The organism is Methylomonas sp. AM2-LC (assembly GCF_039904985.1).
Taxonomy (GTDB): Bacteria; Pseudomonadota; Gammaproteobacteria; order Methylococcales; family Methylomonadaceae; genus Methylomonas.
On sequence record NZ_CP157005.1, the window covers coordinates 1,343,629 to 1,363,032 of the forward strand.

Sequence of the window (19,404 nt, forward strand, 5' to 3'; positions counted from 1 at the left end):
GTTACACTCCATGCATAACTTACGGACTTTTCCCCATGCAACTTGCTATTACGGTTTTAGGTAACAATGCCAACGATTTTATTGTTGAAACATTATCTGCAGTCAGTATTTGCCAATGTAATGTTTTAGAGCTACGTACATCTAGTTTGACGCAGGTTACAGGCCTATACATGCTTATGGATGGTAACTGGAATCAAATTGCCAAATTAGAAGGTATTTTGGATGCTATTGCAAAAAGATTACTTATGCAGATAAGTTTCCTGCGGCCTGAAGAGGTTAATGGTCTGCATTTGGGCGTACCTTATACGCTCGAAACCATTTCTATGGATAAAAAAGATTTGCTATTTGCTATTACTTCTTTTTTGGTTGAACGCGGTATTGTGATTGAGGAAATCAATGCCAATCGACATCAGGCTGCTTTTTTTAATAACATGGTGTTTTCCAGTAAATTTGTGTTACTGGTGCCAGATAACGTGAGAGTCTTATCCTTGCGTGAGGAATTTCTGGACTTTTGTGATAGCCTGAATATTGATGCCATACTCGAACCTATTAAACGTTAGTATTATGAATATTCTATTAATTGATCAAGTTGTTGAAGATTTTCAAGCTTTGGCAACAGGTAATAAATCGATACAGCTTTCCGACTTCAAAGGTAAAAAGCTAATTTTGTTTTTTTATCCCAAAGATAATACGCCCGGCTGCACACAAGAAAGTATTGGTTTTCGCGACAATTATGTGCAATTTAAGGAATTAAACGCCGAGATACTGGGAGTATCCAGAGACAGTCTGAAGTCGCATGAAGGATTTAAAGCCAAGCAGGAATTTCCTTTCGATTTACTGTCAGATACAGAGGAAAAACTCTGTGAATTATTTGCTGTTATCAAGATGAAAAATATGTATGGCAAACAGGTGCGAGGTATCGAGCGCAGTACCTTTTTGATTAATGAATCTGGTGTGCTAATTAAGGAATGGCGTAAAGTTCAGGTCAAAAATCATGTTGCTGAGGTGCTTGAGTTTTTGCAATCCATTTAATGAGGTAATTACCTTAGCTGTTTTTTGGGAACCGCTTTTTGTGGCAAAGTGATGCTCAATGTTGTGTACTGATAGCAACTGCTTGGTTCCGAGATATTTAAATATTTGTGTATATTTATCAGCTTATTTTTTGAGTGTTCAGCTTTGTTTAAGTTAAAAGCGTTTTTAGCTGAAAGTTAAATATCAGGGTAAATCGTTGTGAGGATTGTTATATTCTGGCGTTTTAGTGATAATGCAATTAATTTTGATTTACGGTTAGGTCATCATGAATGATTTGTTGACGGCGGGCATTGAGCTAATGTTAATTGGTATGGGCATCGTGTTTGCTTTTTTGGCAATGTTGGTTTTTGTGATTAGTAGCATGTCTACTTTCATACAGCGTTTTTTTCCGGACATGCCTACTCAGCATCCCGCCCGTCAAGCAATTGATGATGCGGGTGTCGTTGCAGCTATTGCCGCCGCTTTGCAACAATACCGAAAAAAATACCCAAAAAATTAACCATTTTTCTAGTGATTAGTAATTTCGGCAATTACTAAGCAATCATTCTAGCAAAAACACGTTGCGGAGAATGTTTATGCAGAAATTGCCTTTACCCACAAGGTAAAAAATAATTCGACCCAAAACGTCATTTAGGAGAAATAAGCGTGGCAAAGGTAAAAAAACCTTTAGGTATTACAGAAGTCGTATTGCGTGATGCGCATCAATCAATATTGGCAACCCGTTTGCGTATTGAGGACATGTTGCCAATATGTGAACAACTGGACCAAGTTGGCTACTGGTCAATAGAGTCTTGGGGCGGAGCAACTTTTGATGCTTGTGTGCGCTATCTGGGCGAAGATCCTTGGGAACGTCTGCGTTTATTGAAAAAAGCCATGCCTAATACCCCGCAACAAATGCTATTTAGGGGGCAAAATATATTGGGTTATCGGCATTATGCTGACGATGTGGTCGATAAATTTGTAGAACGTTGTTTTATCAATGGTGTTGATGTCTTTCGCATCTTTGATGCCATGAATGACATGCGTAATATTGAGCGTGCTATAAAAGCTGTATTACGAACTGATGCCCATGCGCAAGGTACAATTTCCTATACCACCAGTCCTGTTCATACCATTGCTAAATGGGTGGAATTAGGTCGCATTATTGAAGATATGGGAGCTCACTCCATTTGTATCAAAGATATGGCTGGTTTGTTAACCCCTTACGACGCTTTTGAACTGGTCAGTAAATTGAAGAAGGCTGTCGCCATTCCTATTCATATGCAATGCCATGCAACCACTGGTTTAAGTGTCGGTACTTATATAAAAGCAGTAGAGGCAGGATTGGATAATGCAGATACAGCTATTTCATCACTCAGTATGACTTACGGTCACAGCCCCACCGAGGCCATTGTTGCCAGTTTTCAGGGGCAAGCGAATGACACGGGTTTGGATTTAATCAGGCTGGAAAAAATTGCCGCCTATTTTCGTGAAGTGCGAAAAAAGTATGCGCAATTTGAAGGTAGTTTGAAAGGTGTAGATGCACGAATTTTGGTTTCACAAGTTCCTGGTGGCATGCTCACCAATATGGAAAGTCAATTAAGAGAGCAGGGGGCTGCAGATAAATTTGACGAAGTGTTGCTAGAAATCCCTAAAGTACGTAAAGATTTGGGATATATCCCATTAGTAACTCCTACCTCGCAGATAGTCGGTACTCAGGCTGTTTTAAATGTGTTGGCCGGTGAGCGCTACAAAACCATTAGTAAAGAAACTGCGGGTGTTTTAAAAGGCGAATACGGTGCTACTCCTGCAGCAGTCAATCAGGAGTTACAACTGCGAGTGCTTAACGGTGCAGAGCCAATTATCTGTCGTCCAGCCGATTTACTTGAGCCGGAAATGGATAGAATTCTTGCGGAAGTTAAACGTAAAGCGGCTGCAGAAGGTCTTAAACTATCCCAAAATGTTGAGGAAGATGCCTTGATAGATGGCATGTTTGCACAAGTTGGATGGAAGTTTATACAAAATCGGGGCAATCCGTCCGCTTTTGAGCCTGCACCAGGTTCAGAAGTCGTTGTTAGCGAATTACCAATGTCTGTGTCTACCACTACTGTAAAAAATGTAACTGAAGAATATTCGGTTAATGTGGATGGAAGAAATTATCATGTTGCTGTGGGTCCGGCTGGAACCAATTTTTCGATTCAATTATCACCTGCTGCTCCAACGGGTCCAGATTTGCTGGTAACGCCTCCTATTGTGAGTGGTAGTGGGGTGGTGATTTCACCATTGGCTGGGGTAATTCTTAAGGTCAATGTTAATGTTGGATCGCATATTGCTGAAGGTGAAGTGGTTTTGGTCATGGAAGCGATGAAAATGGAAACTGAAATTCGTGCCAAGGTAGCGGGTATTGTCAGTGCGGTAAATGTCCGTCAGGGAGATTCCGTAACTGTCGGGACTGTACTGGTTACCTTGTAAATGTGCAATAAACCCGCAGTTAGTTTTCAACACTTTAAAGATACTACATGGAAAATCTAAAACTTTTATGGGAAAGTACTGGGCTATATAATTTTACTGGCCCACAAGCTATTATGATGGCAGTGGGTTTTCTTCTGCTCTATTTGGCTATTAAAAAAGGCTTTGAGCCTTTGTTGCTGTTGCCTATTGGGTTTGGGGCAGTGCTTAGTAATATTCCTGTCGCTGGCATGATCGATGAAGGTGGGATTCTCTATTATCTATACGGTGGTATCAAGGCCGGAGTGTTTCCGTTGCTGATTTTTATGGGGGTAGGGGCCATGACTGACTTTGGACCTATGATAGCCAACCCTAAAACGCTGTTACTCGGTGCAGCAGCTCAATTTGGTATATTTGCCACATTGTTTGGTGCTCTGGCTCTGAATGCTGTACCCGGTATGGACTATAGTTTTAAACAAGCTGCAGCAATTGCAATTATTGGTGGTGCTGATGGTCCTACTGCGATTTATGTGGCTTCAAAGCTGGCACCGGAACTATTGGGTGCCATTGCAGTAGCGGCATATTCCTATATGGCTTTAGTGCCATTAATCCAGCCACCTATTATGCGGGCGTTGACTACTGAGCAAGAACGCGGCATAGAAATGCAACAATTAAGAGTTGTCAGTAATTCAGAAAAAATAGTGTTTCCATTAGTGCTCATTCTACTGACAGCATTATTATTGCCTTCTGCCGCACCTTTGATTGGCATGTTTTGTTTGGGTAATTTAATGAATGCTTGTGGTGTTGTAGATAGGCTTAGTAAAACAGCTCAAAACGAATTGATTAATATTGTCACCATTTTTTTAGGTTTGTCAGTAGGATCTAAACTAAGTGCTGAAGCCTTTTTAAAGTTGGAAACTTTGGGTATATTGGGGCTTGGTGCCATTGCTTTTGCTATTGGTACAGCCAGCGGCGTTATTATGGCAAAGATGATGAATCGTTTTAGTAGTACGCCTATTAATCCATTGATTGGTGCTGCAGGTGTTTCTGCCGTACCTATGGCAGCTAGAGTAGCCAATAAATTAGGGTTGGAAAGCAATCCACATAACTTTTTGTTAATGCATGCTATGGGACCTAATGTTGCCGGGGTTATCGGTTCAGCTGTAGCCGCAGGGGTTCTGCTGAGTCTGGTACATTAGAAAAACGTAGGGTAAAGTCAATCTCCTGAGATGTTTGTCTGCATTAATCCATAATATGTATTTTTTTAGTGACATGCGTGGTGATAAAACAACAAAAAACTATCCCTAAATGTTATTTTGCGGTATAGTTATCTTACAAACCAAAGAATTCATGTGGAATGTGCGGATGCTTATTGGTCGACAAACAGTATTTTTGTCTTTAGATCTGCAAAACTTCGATTGAACAAACCTTGGATTTATTAAGTTTCGAATTTTATTTAACTGAAGGTGTAGTATGCTAAAAAACAAATTACTTCCGATTGCTTTATTATTAAGTAGTTTAATGCTGCCAACAGCACACGCGGCTGGTACCTCAATCGATGATAATCGTTGGTATATAGCCCCATTTGGCACTTATGTCCACACTGGTGGAGATAGGAATGCAGATGATGGCTGGGGTGGCGGTATGGGCTTTGGAAAAATTATTGATCGTCATTTTAACGTGGAACTGGAAGGTTTTTATCAGGGTTTCAACGGTCAGAATGGTGCTTGGAGTATGTCTGGTGGTACAGCGGATGTACAATACTTTTTCTTCCGCGATAAATTTTCACCCTACACAGTATTAGGTGCGGGTGCGATGAATACCTGTTTGTCTGGCAAATGTGGTGGTGGTTTTATTGGCGAAGCTGGTGTGGGTTTTACCTACGAGCTGATGGATAATTTATTGTTCCGTAGTGATGTTCGCTACAGATATAATAATAATCTGAATGCTAACGTACAATCCGGTACTAATGAATTTAACGATATGGTTGTTAACGTTGGATTTGTAATTCCTTTTGGCCCAAAACCAGTGTCTGCACCAATCAAAGTTGATGCGCCTGCTCCCGTGGTTACTTCAGCTCGCTCAACTCCAGTTGCTGATTGCTCAACATTAGATAGTGATGGTGACGGTGTCAATAACTGTCTGGATAAATGTTCTGACACACCAAAAAACAGTAAAGTTGATGTGAATGGCTGTCCAATCAAACTGATTTTGAAAGGCTCAAATTTTAAAGTTGATTCTGCTGAGTTAACAGTCCCTGCTAAAGCTATTCTGGATGAAGTTGCTCACAGCCTGAATAATTATCCTTTGAAAAATGATATTGATGTGCAAGGGCACACCAGTAGCGAAGGTGGTGTAGCGCATAATCAGAAATTGTCTGAAAGACGTGCTAAATCTGTAGCCGATTATCTGAAAAGCAAAGGTGTTACCAATAGACTGTTTGTTAAAGGCTTTGGTAAAAATAAACCGATTGCTGATAATAGAACCGAAGAAGGTCGTTCAGAAAATCGTCGTGTTGAATTGATTTGGATTGAAAACTGATAAAGTATCTCCGTTAGGGGAAATACTTTTGGTAATAGACTCTACTTTCTGGACTCAAGCTCTGGAAAGTAGGGTCAATAAAAAAACCGCTGAAAAGCGGTTTTTTTATATCTGCAAGAAAAGTGATACTTGTAAAATTAATTGGCTATTTGCAAAATGAGGTTGGAATGATGAATGATAGGTTTTATCATTGAACTTGATCAAATGGTTGGAATTTGACTTTCGGATATTTATAGCTTGTTTGGATGGGGGTTTGATCGTCTTGTTACGACCCATGCAGTGTAAAAACGTAAAAATCCAAGAAGCGGTGGAAAAATCGATAGATTTATTTGCTATATTTTATAGCTGAGTGGGAAAAGTTGTAACAAAAACGCATGAAATTTCCAGTAATGTGGAATAAGTTTTAATTTTTTAATTTTATTTTAGTGTTTTTACACAGCCTGGACCCAAAGCTGCTGGTCGGCTTTAGTTTTTAGTTTCCCTAAACCCGCCATTCGCGAAGCTCAGTAAACGAGATTATTTTCAAAAAACGCTTTGATGATAATATACAGCATATAAATTCATTGATCAGCCGCCAGCTTAGTTTTTTGAAGCTTAAAACTTAAATAGCCGACTAAACATTAGGTAACGATTTAATTGTTCAGATACCTCAACTTAGCCGGATTAGCCTTTCCCTAACTAAAGTTACTGATGGCACCAGACCACATAAAAATTCTCTTGGATATCCTCACCCAATTTACTGGGGGACGGGGCGGGATAGATAATATCGTCGTCAACTACGGAATTGCCGGCATTTTTTACATAGTCTTGTTCACAATATCGCGTAAGAATTACCGTGAAAACAAGCAGTCTCGCGAATATATGCTGCAGTGGGGTTTTGGTTTCGGCCTAAGCCGAGAGCTATTCATGCTGTTGATGGCAATGATTCATGCTTTGGGTTGGGTTGACCCAGTCAAACTACATACGATTTTCCCCCCTTTAGAACACTTTCTCTACGACAATGCGATGATTTTTATCGCTTGTGGTTACATGCGCTTTTTCGTCGACCAAGCTAACATTGCACATCGTTATTTACAATTGGGCATTGTGTCTAATCTGCTGGTGTATTTGGCAAGCTTTTGGTGGTGGGCCGATTTTATCCAGGCCAACCCCACTTCCAAGTTTGGAAAAGTCTGGTGCGATTGGCTTTTTCATAGTAATGGTTCGTTTTGGCTACTCATAGCCACCCTTTATATCTTCAGCCGATCGCGACTGAAAACACGCAACATGGTGACTCTGGCATTGTTCTTATTCATAGTGAGCGACTTTCTGAAAATTCCTGATATGGCTTTGGATGAAGTGTATGAATATGTGTTTACGCCTATCGCACGGTTAAACTATCTTGCCGGGATTTTTATACTCGGTTATGTCTATTTTCAAGAGTTTTCCATTGAGCGTAAAAGCATAGAACAGCAGCTAAAAAAATCCGAACTCATGTTGAAAACGATAGTAGATCACAGCATTGACGGCATTGCGGTAGCTAACCTAGAAACCTTGCGTTTCTCTTTATTTAACCCGGCATGCAGCCAAATGCTGGGGTACAGTGAGGAAGAATTTAGCAAACTGACTATCCCGGAATTACATCATGTCGATGATCTTCCACGGATAAAAACTGAACTTGAAAACCTCAAACAAGGAAATGCCGGATTAATCCTGGAATTGCCGTTCAAACGAAAGGATGGCAGTAGAATCTTGATGGACGACAGTGCTTCCTTACTGGAAGTGGATGGTAAGCCGCATGTTATGGGGATTTTTAGAGATGTTACCGAGCGTAAACGAGCCGAAGAAAAATTGCGCCTTACCTCTCAGTTATTTGAAACGACCCTGGAAAGTATTATTATCACAGATGCTAATAGGGCTTTGGTTGATGTTAATCAGGCTTTCACGCAAATCACAGGCTATACGCGAACCGAAGTTCTCGGGAAAAATCCCGGGTTTTTAAAATCGGGCCATCAGGATGAGGCCTTTTATGCCTCTATGTGGCAAACCATCAATAACTCGGGTCACTGGAGCGGAGAACTCTGGAACCGCCGTAAGGATGGCGTAGTATATCCTGAATTGATCACAATTTCCGCCATCAAGAATGATAAAGGTATCGTCACCCACTATGTAGGTATATCTTCGGATATCACCTTGCAGAAACAACATGAAAAACAACTGGAGCATATCGCGCATTACGATGAGCTCACCGGGATTCCAAATCGGATACTGCTGATCGATCGTATGCATCAATCACAGGCGCAGACACGGCGTGAACAAAACCTGCTTGCAGTTTGCTATTTAGATTTAGACGGTTTTAAGCCGATTAACGATACTTTTGGCCATGAGGCTGGTGATAAGGTATTAGTTGAAATTGCCAAAAGAATAGGGCATGCCCTTCGTGGGGGTGACACAGTCGCTCGTCTCGGCGGTGATGAGTTTGTGATTTTGCTTCTCGGGCTTGATGATGCATATGAATGCAACCGGAGCTTAGACCGATTGCTAAATGTTATCGCCCAACCGATTTCGCATGATGGCGGACAAGCCTATACAGTCACGGCCAGCATTGGCGCGACGCTTTTTCCAAACGACGATCAAGATTCTGATACCTTGCTTAGGCATGCGGACCAAGCCATGTATCTGGCAAAACAATTAGGGAAAAACCGGTATTCAATTTTTGACCCCAGTAAAGAAATCCAGACTAAAATTCAATATGAACAGTTGCTGCGTATTGAACAGGGATTTCAAAACAACGAATTTGAACTGTTTTATCAACCTAAAATTGAACTGTGCAGCTACAAAGTGCTTGGTATGGAAGCATTAATCCGCTGGCGGCATCCAGAGCACGGTGTGCTATCGCCGGATCAGTTTATGTCAATTATTGAAAATTCCCCATTAGAAAATTTTTGTGGTGAATGGGTCATCAAAACCGCCCTTAAGCAACTAGAGCATTGGATTAAAGAAGAACTGACTCTTCAAGTCGGCATCAATGTTTCAGCTAACCATTTGTTATCGCCGCTTTTTGTAGTGAAACTACAGCAAATATTGACTCAATATCCGGATGTTCCGGCTGAACTGCTACAAATTGAAATTTTGGAAACTGCTGCGCTGGCGGATATCCCGACAGCTGCCAGAATTATTGAAGAATGTGCTGAGTTTGGTGTCAGTTTTGGACTGGATGACTTCGGAACTGGTTATTCATCTTTATCCTATCTTCGTCGGCTGCCAGCAGAAACTTTAAAGATTGATCTAAGCTTTGTTCGCGATATGCTCATTAATAAGGATGATCATGCAATCGTCAAAGGTGTAATCTCATTGGGCCATTCCTTTAATCGCATTACTGTTGCAGAAGGAGTGGAAACACTAAAACATTTTGAAATACTCCGTGATATGGGGTGCGATATAGGTCAGGGTTTTTGGATAGCCCGGCCTATGCCAGCTGAAGAGGTTGTATCTTGGTGTGAAGCGTATTCAGGCAATACGAAAAACGTAATTAATAAAGCTACAAACTCTGAAATAAAATATAGGGAAATATTATGGAATAGTAAATTTGAAATTGGCCATGAACGCATAGATTTCGAGCACCGGATATTTTTAGGCTTGATTATTGAAGTGAACAAAGAGGCATATGGCCGTTGTGATCATCAGCGCATCAAACGCTTGCTTCATGTATTGACGGAATATGCCAGATTTCATTTTGTCAGCGAAGAAAATATCATGGAAGAAATTGACTATCCGGAGCTTGAATCACATCGAGTTTTACATAGACGGTTACTATCTAGGCTCTCAGATATTGCTTACGATGTAAATCAACAGCGAGCAGACTATTTTGCCTTAGTTGATTTTCTCTTTGAATGGTTTACAACACATACCACTACAGAGGATAAGAAAATATCTATATTCATTGCTGGGGGGTTGAAAAGAGAATAAATAGCTTTCATTTATTCCATTATGTTCCGCCATATTAATAGCCATAAAGCGGCCAGTCGCGATCAGCAGCAATTGGCCGATAACAAGCATTGATTATCCAACCAATTTTTGCACATAACAAGCTATTACGCCCAGCAACAATCCGACCATGTTTTGCACAAAACAGCGCAATCATGAAAACATGAGTCATTTTGATTTCCAACCCTAGAATGCAAATAGCCAATTAATTTAATGGGATGCCGTTGTATTCAAGCCTAACTTAATTTAAAAGTAGTCATATTGAACCGCAATTAGCTGTGGAACTAGTTGTTATTCGCAATAACCTTCAGCGCGAAACCAGTTGATGGCGTCATGTATGGCTTCGCGCGCAGGGCGCGCTGAATAACCTAGTTCCAGCTCAGCTTTTGTTGAGTTAAAAAACATTTTGTTTTTTGCCATACTCAGTGCATCACGGCTAATCATGGGCTCACGACCCGTTAAACGTGCGGCAAGTTCCATTCCAAATGCGAGTGGGAGTATAGCTTTGCAGGGTAATTTAATTCTAGGTGCTGGACGGTTTTCAATTTCCGCAATAATCCCTAAAATATCGCAAAGTGATAAATTTTCCCCGCCCAAAATATAGCGTTGGCCAATCTGTCCACGTTCGAACGCTAACCAGTGTCCATTAGCAACATCGTCAACGTGCACAATATTTAAACCGGTGTCTACATAAGCCGGTATGCGACCTTTGATTGAATCAACAATAATGCGCCCAGTAGGTGTAGGTTTAATGTCGCGTGGTCCAATCGGGGATGAAGGGTTAACAATGATGGCCGGTAATTTCTCATCTGTAATAAGTTTACGAACTTCTGCTTCAGCTAGAAATTTCGATTGTTTATAGATGCCAACCATGTCCGAAACGGTAGAGACAGTATTTTCAGTGGCGGGGGTACCGTTTTTATGCAGACCTAAGGTTGCAACCGAGCTGGTATAAACTATACGTTCAACGCCGGCATCCAGAGCCGCCAGCATTAAAGCGCGAGAACCTTCAACATTTACTCGATGCATGGCGTTTGCGTCTGGTACCCATATCCTGTAGTCGGCTGCGACATGGAATAGGTAGTTACAATCTTGCAATGCGTGACTATAAGATTCAGGTTTAGCCAAATCACCTTCTATGATTTCGACATCTAGTCCTTTTATGTTTCTACGATCATTGTTGGCGCGAGTTAATACACGCAGGTTATGGCCTTTGGCAATTAATAGGCGTGCTACAGCTGCGCCAATAAAGCCAGTTGAGCCGGTAAGAAAAGTAATATTGGACATACGTAGATCATTGCGCAGAAAAAAGGATGGTGAAAAGATTACCGTCCTTTAAGCCCGATCCTTGGGCAAATGGGCGATGTAATTTAAAAGAGCGGCTTCCAGCAATAATTAGGGAGAAAACCTTGTCTTATAGCGTTAGCGGTAATTGAGTAAAAAAAAAACCGAACATAAAATAAGCAGTATTGCCATTAGTCAGTTTATCCTCTAATTATAGTTTATTTTGATAGCTAAGGGTTACGTTAACTAACAATTAGTAATAAGTTTTCAGTAGAATTAGCGATATAGACTATAGATATAGATATTTAATGGTCGCAAGCCCTTTCTATTAACAATAAATGTATTTCCAAAGCTTAATCAAATCAAATTACAACGTTAGGTTAGACGTTTTTTTATAAAACCACATTTGATAAATACTCAGTAAAATTTGTATTGCCATGGATAAGCCCATCAATGTGCCACTGAGTACCACTACGTAAGCAAAGCCAGAAAACCAGCGTGTTATAAACCATGATAATACATCAAGTAACATAGCAATAAAAGGAATAACCACCGCTATGCGTTTAACATAAATATTCATATCACAAAGTAGAAAAATCTTTCCAATGAAATACAGAATAAAAGCAATACCGAATAAATGAATATGTGAAACTTTGATGAGTGAAGGTAGTGATGCCGCTCCAGCGTGAGCTACTGTCGATACTCCAATGTAATTTGTAAGATCTGGTAGGTTAGGATTACTGGCTGGATTATGACATTGCACGCAATCACGATTAAGAATTGGCGCTATATCAGTTTTGTATGTAAATTCTTCTGCGCCATTTTGTATCCATTTTAGAATGACTTCTTTATCGCTTTTGAAACGTAGATTTGGTTCCATGATGCCATTGATAGCTGATCCCAATCGAGTTTGCTGATTAGAACCATGATACAAAATGACAATATCCTCAATCGAAATACCGGGTTTTCCGTCTCGTGCTTGATGAGTGTAATACATATTAATCAAAGCTACGAGATAAGCCAAGCCAATAGTTAGCAGAAAAACCGTGTTTAAAATTTTTTCACTGGTAGAAATGTCGCTAAAACGGTTATAACGTTTAGACATAAATAAATACCTTTTAATTTTTAGTGTAACTAATCAGTCGTGTTTTGGTTGCAAGTGTCAATCGCATTTTTCTACGATTCACTCTGATGTGTCGTTACCAAACAACCACGTAGAAACAGGGTAGTGGCTTCTTTTGCCCAAACATCAGTTTCGGATTCATCGGGGGCTGGTTCCAAACCCAGTTGTAAACGGTGGAAACGTTCACCCCGTAAGGTGCTTAGAAACTGATCAGACAAAAACTCAGGAGGTATTTGCGTAATAAATCCGGCTAATTGCTGGTTTCTAAAAAATTCTGTTAGATAGGCTAGGGTACGACGAGGACCGTGTTCATAGTATTGAAAAGCTAAATCTGGAAAACGCGCAGATTCGCCAATCAAAATAGCCCGAATTCTAAATGCATCTGGGCGGGTCATGCGAAACAGAAATACTCTGGCAAATGAAGTTAATGCTTCTTCCGGAGATCCATCGCAAGGCAAGCTATCAATAAACTGGTCACTGCAACGTTTTATCAGTGCGCCGAAAATACCTGCCTTGCCGTCAAATTGATTGTATATGGTACGTAGCGAGACACGGGCCTCTTTGGCCATGACTTCCATGCTGAGATTGCCGTATCCATATTCCAAGAATAATTGTTTGGCAGAGTCGAGTAGTCGATCCCGGCTTAATTGCTCATCACCCTTGCAGGGGCGTCCACATCTAATCATGCTTTGTTGCTCATAAAATAAGTTGACTTATCAGAAGATGATACACTAGACTTAATGGTAATATATATTACCATTTTTAGTTTAAGAAATTTGAGGCGCTTACAAATGGACATAAAATTGCGAATATCGACTATGGATGTGCAAAAAAGTAAGATTCTAAATCTTAAGAAAAAGTCAAGTCGGTTTATTTTAAGTTTGGTGTTACCGGTAATTATTAGTGGTTGTACTCGCTCAGAATCTGGAACCAATTCAGAAACTCCACCACCGCCTCTGGTAAAAATAGCACAACCTTTGCAGCTAAATACGACAGACTGGGATGAATATACAGGACGAATTGAGGCCGTCAGTTCTGTTGATATTCGCGCCAGAGTTGGCGGCTATCTGGAAAAAATAAACTTTACTGCAGGTGAAAAAGTTAATAAAGGCGATTTATTGTTTTTGATTGATCAAAAACCTTATAAAGCGCAAATGAACTTTGCTAGTGCCGAATTAGAAAGAGCCAAAACCAGACAGGAATTAGCCAAAAATGATTTACAGCGTGCCGAAAACCTGTTCCGCGAAAAAGCAATTTCTACCGAAGAGTTTGATACTCGCAGCAAAGGTTGGCGAGAAGCAATTGCAGCAGTCGCTTCTGCTGAGGCAAATTTATATACTGCAAAAATCAATCTAGATTATTGTGAAATTCGTGCGCCTATTTCTGGGAGTATTGGTCGAGAGTTAATGACGGCCGGAAATTTGGTCACTGGTGGCGATACGACTATCTTAACCACTATCGTCTCCACCGATCCTATCTATGTGTATGTCGATGCCGATGAACAATCTGTTTTGAAATATCGGCGACAAGTTCAAAAAAATTCGCATGGCAGCGTAGATTTGAAAGGCACGCCTATTGATCTTGCTGTCGCTGATGAAACCGATTATCCCCATCAAGGGCACATTGATTATGTGTCTCCTCGCGAAGATGCCGCTACCGGTACCGTTACGTTACGTGGTGTGTTTTCAAACAAGGACGAATTATTAAGTCCGGGATTTTTTGCACGTGTACGCGTGCGGGGTAGTTCTGCTTATCAAGCAATGTTAATCCCTGATCGCGCTATTGCGACTGATCAGGCACAACGTTTTGTTTGGGTGATGAATCTGCAAAATCAGGTGGAATATCGCAAAGTCATTCTCGGCGTACGTATGGGGCAAATGCGGGTAATAAAACAGGGATTGGACAGTGGTGAATGGGTGATAGTGGAAGGACTGCAAAAACTTAAACCCAGTATTATTGTTAATCCTGAGCGAATTACCTTGAGTGACAAAGAGGCAGGTGTTTAGGTTATGGATAAATTTACCAATTTTTTTATAGATAGACCTATATTTGCAGCAGTGTTGTCTATTGTAATTGTGTTGATGGGTGGTTTGGCCTTGATAACCCTGCCAATTGCACAATATCCTGAAATTGCACCGCCTACCGTGGTAGTGACAACCTCCTATCCCGGTGCTGATGCGAAAGTCGTTGCGGAAACTGTAGCAACACCCATTGAACAGGAAGTGAATGGTGTGGAAGATATGTTGTATATGTCTTCACAGTCTACAAATAGCGGGAATATGGCGTTAACCATTACCTTTAAACCCGGCACTAATTTGGATAAATCTCAGGTTTTAGTGCAAAACCGCGTGGCATTAGCTGAGCCAAGATTGCCTGATGAAGTTAAACGTCAGGGTATTAGTGTCAAAAAACGCAGTCCAGATTTAAGCTTGGTAGTGAATCTGGTTTCACCTGATAAAAGCTATGACAGCATTTATTTAAGTAATTATGCTTTGTTGCAAATTAAAGACACTCTGGCCAGATTACCCGGTGTCGGTGATATTATTGTATTCGGTGCGCGTGATTATAGTATGCGCTTATGGCTAAATCCCGAAAAAATTGCGGCACGTAATTTGACGGCTGCTGAAGTGGTTGCCGCTGTTCGCGAACAAAATGTGCAAGTGGCTGCAGGTGTAGTTGGGCAGCAACCTTCACCCAATAATGCCGAATTTCAATACACAGTAACGACTTTGGGGCGATTGTCGAAACCAGAACAATTTGAAAATATTGTTATTAAGCAAGGTGAAACTGGACAAGTTACTCGTTTGAAGGACGTAGCGCGGATTGAAATGGGCGCAAAAGACTATAATTCTGGCCTGTTTCTGGATGGTGAGCCGACGGTTGGTTTAGCCATTTTTCAGCTTCCGGGTTCCAATGCACTGGATACCAAAAAAGCCATTGTTCAGGCAATGGAAAAATTGAAAACGCGTTTTCCTGAGGGACTTGAGTATCAGGTGGTTTATGATACGGTAGTCTTTATCCAACAATCTATTGATGCAGTAGTTAAAACTCTGTTCGAAGCCATAGTTTTGGTGGTGATCGTTGTCATCATTTTTTTGCAAAATTGGCGTGCAGCACTTATTCCTTTGTTGGCCGTTCCGGTATCTTTAATAGGGACTTTTGCCGTCATGTCTGCGATGGGCTTATCGCTCAATACCTTGTCATTATTTGGGTTGGTGTTAGCTATCGGCATTGTGGTCGATGATGCTATTGTGGTGGTAGAAAATGTCGAACGACATATTGCTGAAGGATTGTCTGCTAAGCTGGCCACTCGTAAGGCTATGCATGAGGTAATCGGGCCAATTATTGCTACTGCATTGGTATTGGTTGCCGTTTTTGTACCCACTGCTTTTATCACTGGTGTTTCTGGGGCATTCTACAAGCAGTTTGCCTTGACTATCGCCGTATCAACGGTTATTTCTGCCTTTAATTCGGTCACCTTAAGTCCTGCTTTATGTGCTTTATTGTTAGATAAAGCGCATGGAGAAAAGGATGCATTTACCCGTTTGGTCGATCATTTACTCGGCTGGTTTTTTGTGCGCTTTAACTGGTTTTTTGATTTGTTTAGTCAGGGTTACTCCAGATTAGTGGGACGTTTGATACGTATGTCTAGCATTGTCTTATTGGTCTATGCGGGATTAATTGGGTTGGATTATTTTGTCTTTCAGCAGGTGCCTGCTGGATTTATCCCTCAGCAGGATCAAGGGTATCTGATTCTATATGCACAACTGCCTGATTCAGCATCCTTGTCACGTACTCAGGAGGTTGTGCAACAAGCCAATCGCGTTATTTTGGAAACTCCAGGCATGGGGCATGTCAATGAATATGCAGGTTGGTCGGTAATGACGGGTTCAAGTCAATCGAATGTCGCTACATTATTTGCCCGCCTTGCTCCGTTTGAAAAACGTGCTGGCCATCCTGAGTTATATGCAGACGCAGTCATCAAAGATTTGACGCAGCGCTTAGAAAAAATTGCCGATGCGCGTATTGCTGTGTTTGCACCTCCACCGATACGCGGTATGAGTACGGTAGGCGGTTTTAAATTACAAATATTGGATCGATCAAATGTTGGGGTGGATGAATTGCAACGGGTAACTGCCGAGATGATCGCCAAAGGTAATCAACAAGCAGGATTGGTGGGGTTATTTACGACTTTTCGCTCTGGTGTGCCTCAGTTGTTTGTCGATGTCGATCGTACACGTGCTAAATCTATGGGTATACCTTTACAGGATATATTCGATACATTGCAAATTTATTTGGGGTCGCTCTATATTAATGATTTTAATACTTTTGGTCGTAGTTATCAGGTGGTGGCGCAGGCAGACGCTAGCTATAGGATGAAACCTGAAGATATTGCCGAACTTAAAACCAAAAATGATCGTGGTGGCATGGTGCCTTTGGGCGCGATTTTGGATGTTAATGAGATCAGTGGTCCCGATAAAATTACACGATACAATATGTATCCAACTGCCGAAATCAATGGTAGTACGTTACCGGGTGTCAGTTCTGGACAAGCTATCTCTATCATGGATAAATTGTTAAGTGCTGAATTGCCTCCCGGATTTGATTTTGAATGGACAGAAATAACCTTGCAACAGGTTTTAGCTGGAAATGTGGCGTTTTTAGTGTTTCCACTCAGTGTTATATTCGTGTTTTTAGCTCTTGCCGCGCAATATGAGAGTTGGTCTCTACCCTTCGCGGTCATTTTGATCGTACCCATGTGTATTCTATCGTCACTAACAGGGATATGGATAAGGCATTTAGATAATAATATTTTTACCCAGATTGGATTAATTGTATTGGTAGGGTTAGCCAGTAAAAATGCTATTTTGATTATCGAATTTGCCAAACGTCGTCAAGAATCAGGCGCTAGTCCGATGTCGGCGGCTACTGAAGCGGCGCGCATTAGGCTTAGACCCATACTAATGACCTCGTTTGCTTTTATTATGGGGGTGTTTCCACTGGTTGTTGCTACCGGTGCGGGTGCTGAATCTCGGCAAGTATTAGGAACGGCGGTATTTAGTGGCATGATAGGCGTTACGCTGTTTGGATTACTGTTAACGCCAGTATTTTTTGTAACCGTACAGACTCTTACCCAGCGCATTCGTACTAATCGTTCCAAACCGGCCTCATTAGACTCTCAACATTCTGATTCGGATAGTGCGTTATGATATACGTTACTGGAATACCTTTGACTAAAAAGACTATAGGCCGAAGAATAGATAGCAAAAGTCGTAGTTTACTGCTACTGAGTTGTTTGTTTTTAAATGCCTGCGCAGTAGGTCCCGATTATCAGCAACCGCAATCCCCTGTGCCGGATAGTTTTGCTAACGGCACACATGCTGAGTTTTCTACTGATAATATTGAGGTGGGTTGGTGGAAATTGTTCAATGATCAACAGTTGGTTGAGCTGATCAATCAGACCGTGGCGCATAATTATCAAATACAAGCCGCTCGTGCCACTTTGTCCGAAGCCAGAGCACTTTATTTGGAGACGGGCTTAAATTTGCTGCCGCAAATCAGCTCCCACGCCAACTATAATAATCTTAACCGAAGTGTTTCTGCATTGAATGGCCGAGCCTTTGCGCCCCGTCCATTGGATTTATATAACACTGGTTTTGATGCAACTTGGGAAGCGGATTTCTTTGGACGTATACGGCGGAATGTTGAAGCCAGTAATGATGAAGTTGAAACTCAGGAGGCCAGTTTACGCGATATAGGTGTCAGTTTAATAGCTGAAGTGGCCAGAAATTATTTTCAACTTCGTGGTTTACAACAGCAACTTGAGGTGGCTGAAAAGAATGCCGAGAATCAGGCAGAGACGCTTGCACTGACTCGAATCAAACTTGACAACGGTCGAGGTACCGAGCTTGATACCTCAAGAGCTTTGGCGCAACTAGAAACAACGCGTGCCACTATACCGGGTTTAAAAACAGCAGTTTTCCAGTCAATACATCGCCTTAGTGTGCTGAGCGGGCAAATACCGAGTGCTTTAAATGACAAGTTATCTCCCCCGCAAAAGTTACCGCTTGCGCCCGAAAGCATACAAATAGGTAATCCAGAGCAATTATTAAAGCGTCGTCCTGATATTCGTATTGCTGAGCGCTTATTGGCAGCAGCTACCGCACGTATTGGCGTGGCCACCGCAGACTTTTTTCCGCGAGTGATGTTTGTAGGTAATATGTCAATTGAAGGTAGTACTCTAGCAAATATAACGGGACCTGGGTCAAATACTTATGCTTTTGGCCCTAGAATCAGCTGGGCATTTCTTGATTTGGGCAGAGTTTATGCGCGTGTTAAGGCCGCTGGTGCTCGTGAGGAAGCTAGTTTAGCCAACTATCAGCAAACTGTGCTAAATGCTTTGGAGGAAACCGAAAATGCTTTGGTTGCTTATAATCAGGAGCGTATCCGCCGTTCGGCATTAGCTACAGCCGCTCATGCCAGTGAAAAAGCTAACCAATTAGCCCATTTGCGCTATCAGGCTGGTGTGGCAGATTTTTTAACGGTGTTGGATACAGAGCTTAGATTATTACAGGATCAAAGCGAATTGGCTCAGAGCGAAACCTCTGTGGCTACTGCATTAACGGCAGTGTATAAAGCATTGGGTGGCGGTTGGGAAACTGCTGTGGAAGATAGTGCGGTAGTGCCTGTTAATTAGTTCAGGCATAAAATAAATGTCTGCAAAGTTTTTGGCTAAGCAACGGGTACATTATCTGTTTCCAATTAGGAAATAGATAATGTACCAAATAGTGGTTGTGCAATTCAGCTTAGCTGTTATAGTAACTCTGTGTGCAGAAGACGACTTAATTAGTCAAGAGGCAGTTATGATCAGGCAAAATATATCTTATAAACACATTATTACCAGTTTGTTATTTTTTAGCGGTATTTACTTAGCTATTTCTGGCGAATTTATTCTTGCTTCTTCCTTGTTTTGTTTGGCGTTTATTTCAAGCATAGTTACGTCTAACGATTCATTTAAAGCTTAGGCTTAA

General features: G+C 41.3%; 15 protein-coding genes. 11 read left to right on the forward strand and 4 right to left on the reverse strand.

Annotated features, from left to right (window positions below; genetic code table 11):
• The first annotated feature begins 35 nt into the window (after positions 1–35).
• The 7 genes from ABH008_RS06035 (at position 36) to ABH008_RS06065 (ending at position 9,948) form a co-directional block, all read left to right on the forward strand.
• Entirely contained in the window at positions 36–560 is a 525-nt protein-coding gene (locus ABH008_RS06035; RefSeq protein WP_347988955.1) for an ACT domain-containing protein, read from the forward strand.
• A 4-nt stretch (positions 561–564) separates the two neighbouring features.
• Positions 565–1,032, forward strand: coding sequence for a peroxiredoxin (locus ABH008_RS06040; RefSeq protein WP_347988956.1), 468 nt, complete (start codon positions 565–567; stop codon positions 1,030–1,032).
• Positions 1,033–1,297: 265 nt separating this feature from the next.
• Positions 1,298–1,531 (forward strand): OadG family transporter subunit, encoded by a 234-nt coding sequence (locus ABH008_RS06045; RefSeq protein ID WP_347988957.1) that lies wholly within the window; start codon positions 1,298–1,300, stop codon positions 1,529–1,531.
• A 146-nt stretch (positions 1,532–1,677) separates the two neighbouring features.
• A complete protein-coding gene (oadA, locus tag ABH008_RS06050) occupies positions 1,678–3,483 on the forward strand; it encodes a sodium-extruding oxaloacetate decarboxylase subunit alpha (RefSeq protein ID WP_347988958.1) in 1,806 nt (601 codons plus the stop codon).
• A 47-nt stretch (positions 3,484–3,530) separates the two neighbouring features.
• Complete coding sequence (locus ABH008_RS06055) at positions 3,531–4,658, forward strand: sodium ion-translocating decarboxylase subunit beta (RefSeq protein WP_347988959.1); 1,128 nt, start codon at positions 3,531–3,533, stop codon at positions 4,656–4,658.
• A gap of 274 nt (positions 4,659–4,932) precedes the next feature.
• The gene (locus tag ABH008_RS06060) at positions 4,933–6,000 is read left to right on the forward strand and encodes an OmpA family protein (RefSeq protein ID WP_347988960.1); all 1,068 of its coding nucleotides are present in this window, start codon (positions 4,933–4,935) and stop codon (positions 5,998–6,000) included.
• Between the two features lie 690 nt (positions 6,001–6,690).
• On the forward strand, positions 6,691–9,948 hold the full coding sequence (locus tag ABH008_RS06065; protein ID WP_347988961.1) for an EAL domain-containing protein: 3,258 nt from the start codon (positions 6,691–6,693) through the stop codon (positions 9,946–9,948).
• A 34-nt stretch (positions 9,949–9,982) separates the two neighbouring features.
• On the opposite strand, the gene ABH008_RS06070 is transcribed toward ABH008_RS06065, so the two are convergent.
• The 4 genes from ABH008_RS06070 to ABH008_RS06085 all read right to left on the reverse strand — a co-directional run bounded on the left by ABH008_RS06070 (position 9,983) and on the right by ABH008_RS06085 (position 13,059).
• Positions 9,983–10,138 carry a hypothetical protein gene (locus tag ABH008_RS06070; protein WP_347988962.1) on the reverse strand — a complete coding sequence of 52 codons (156 nt, stop codon included), beginning with the start codon at positions 10,136–10,138 and terminating at the stop codon, positions 9,983–9,985.
• Positions 10,139–10,257: 119 nt separating this feature from the next.
• Positions 10,258–11,253, reverse strand: coding sequence for a hopanoid-associated sugar epimerase (gene hpnA, locus ABH008_RS06075; protein ID WP_347988963.1), 996 nt, complete (start codon positions 11,251–11,253; stop codon positions 10,258–10,260).
• A 364-nt stretch (positions 11,254–11,617) separates the two neighbouring features.
• Complete coding sequence (locus ABH008_RS06080; protein ID WP_347988964.1) at positions 11,618–12,355, reverse strand: hypothetical protein; 738 nt, start codon at positions 12,353–12,355, stop codon at positions 11,618–11,620.
• Between the two features lie 71 nt (positions 12,356–12,426).
• Positions 12,427–13,059, reverse strand: coding sequence for a TetR/AcrR family transcriptional regulator (locus ABH008_RS06085; protein WP_347988965.1), 633 nt, complete (start codon positions 13,057–13,059; stop codon positions 12,427–12,429).
• A gap of 105 nt (positions 13,060–13,164) precedes the next feature.
• Between ABH008_RS06085 and ABH008_RS06090 the strand changes: the two genes are divergently transcribed.
• The 4 genes from ABH008_RS06090 (at position 13,165) to ABH008_RS06105 (ending at position 19,398) form a co-directional block, all read left to right on the forward strand.
• Positions 13,165–14,379 (forward strand): efflux RND transporter periplasmic adaptor subunit, encoded by a 1,215-nt coding sequence (locus tag ABH008_RS06090; protein WP_347988966.1) that lies wholly within the window; start codon positions 13,165–13,167, stop codon positions 14,377–14,379.
• Between the two features lie 3 nt (positions 14,380–14,382).
• A complete protein-coding gene (locus ABH008_RS06095; RefSeq protein WP_347988967.1) occupies positions 14,383–17,583 on the forward strand; it encodes a multidrug efflux RND transporter permease subunit in 3,201 nt (1,066 codons plus the stop codon).
• On the forward strand, positions 17,580–19,070 hold the full coding sequence (locus tag ABH008_RS06100; RefSeq protein WP_347988968.1) for an efflux transporter outer membrane subunit: 1,491 nt from the start codon (positions 17,580–17,582) through the stop codon (positions 19,068–19,070). The genes ABH008_RS06095 and ABH008_RS06100 overlap by 4 nt, the downstream gene beginning before the upstream one ends.
• Before the next feature lie 79 nt (positions 19,071–19,149).
• Positions 19,150–19,398 carry a hypothetical protein gene (locus tag ABH008_RS06105; RefSeq protein WP_347988969.1) on the forward strand — a complete coding sequence of 83 codons (249 nt, stop codon included), beginning with the start codon at positions 19,150–19,152 and terminating at the stop codon, positions 19,396–19,398.
• The last annotated feature ends 6 nt before the right edge of the window (positions 19,399–19,404 follow it).

Excerpts from the sequence above, each read along its gene's own strand:
- ABH008_RS06065 (WP_347988961.1), top strand. The coding sequence starts at position 6,691 with ATGGCACCAGACCACATAAAAATTCTCTTGGATATCCTCACCCAATTT.
- ABH008_RS06040 (WP_347988956.1), top strand. The coding sequence starts at position 565 with ATGAATATTCTATTAATTGATCAAGTTGTTGAAGATTTTCAAGCTTTG.
- ABH008_RS06035 (WP_347988955.1), top strand. The coding sequence starts at position 36 with ATGCAACTTGCTATTACGGTTTTAGGTAACAATGCCAACGATTTTATT.
- ABH008_RS06045 (WP_347988957.1), top strand. The coding sequence starts at position 1,298 with ATGAATGATTTGTTGACGGCGGGCATTGAGCTAATGTTAATTGGTATG.
- ABH008_RS06070 (WP_347988962.1), bottom strand. The coding sequence starts at position 10,138 with ATGACTCATGTTTTCATGATTGCGCTGTTTTGTGCAAAACATGGTCGG.
- ABH008_RS06090 (WP_347988966.1), top strand. The coding sequence starts at position 13,165 with ATGGACATAAAATTGCGAATATCGACTATGGATGTGCAAAAAAGTAAG.
- hpnA (WP_347988963.1), bottom strand. The coding sequence starts at position 11,253 with ATGTCCAATATTACTTTTCTTACCGGCTCAACTGGCTTTATTGGCGCA.
- ABH008_RS06085 (WP_347988965.1), bottom strand. The coding sequence starts at position 13,059 with ATGATTAGATGTGGACGCCCCTGCAAGGGTGATGAGCAATTAAGCCGG.
- ABH008_RS06060 (WP_347988960.1), top strand. The coding sequence starts at position 4,933 with ATGCTAAAAAACAAATTACTTCCGATTGCTTTATTATTAAGTAGTTTA.
- ABH008_RS06100 (WP_347988968.1), top strand. The coding sequence starts at position 17,580 with ATGATATACGTTACTGGAATACCTTTGACTAAAAAGACTATAGGCCGA.
- ABH008_RS06080 (WP_347988964.1), bottom strand. The coding sequence starts at position 12,355 with ATGTCTAAACGTTATAACCGTTTTAGCGACATTTCTACCAGTGAAAAA.
- ABH008_RS06055 (WP_347988959.1), top strand. The coding sequence starts at position 3,531 with ATGGAAAATCTAAAACTTTTATGGGAAAGTACTGGGCTATATAATTTT.
- ABH008_RS06105 (WP_347988969.1), top strand. The coding sequence starts at position 19,150 with ATGTACCAAATAGTGGTTGTGCAATTCAGCTTAGCTGTTATAGTAACT.
- ABH008_RS06095 (WP_347988967.1), top strand. The coding sequence starts at position 14,383 with ATGGATAAATTTACCAATTTTTTTATAGATAGACCTATATTTGCAGCA.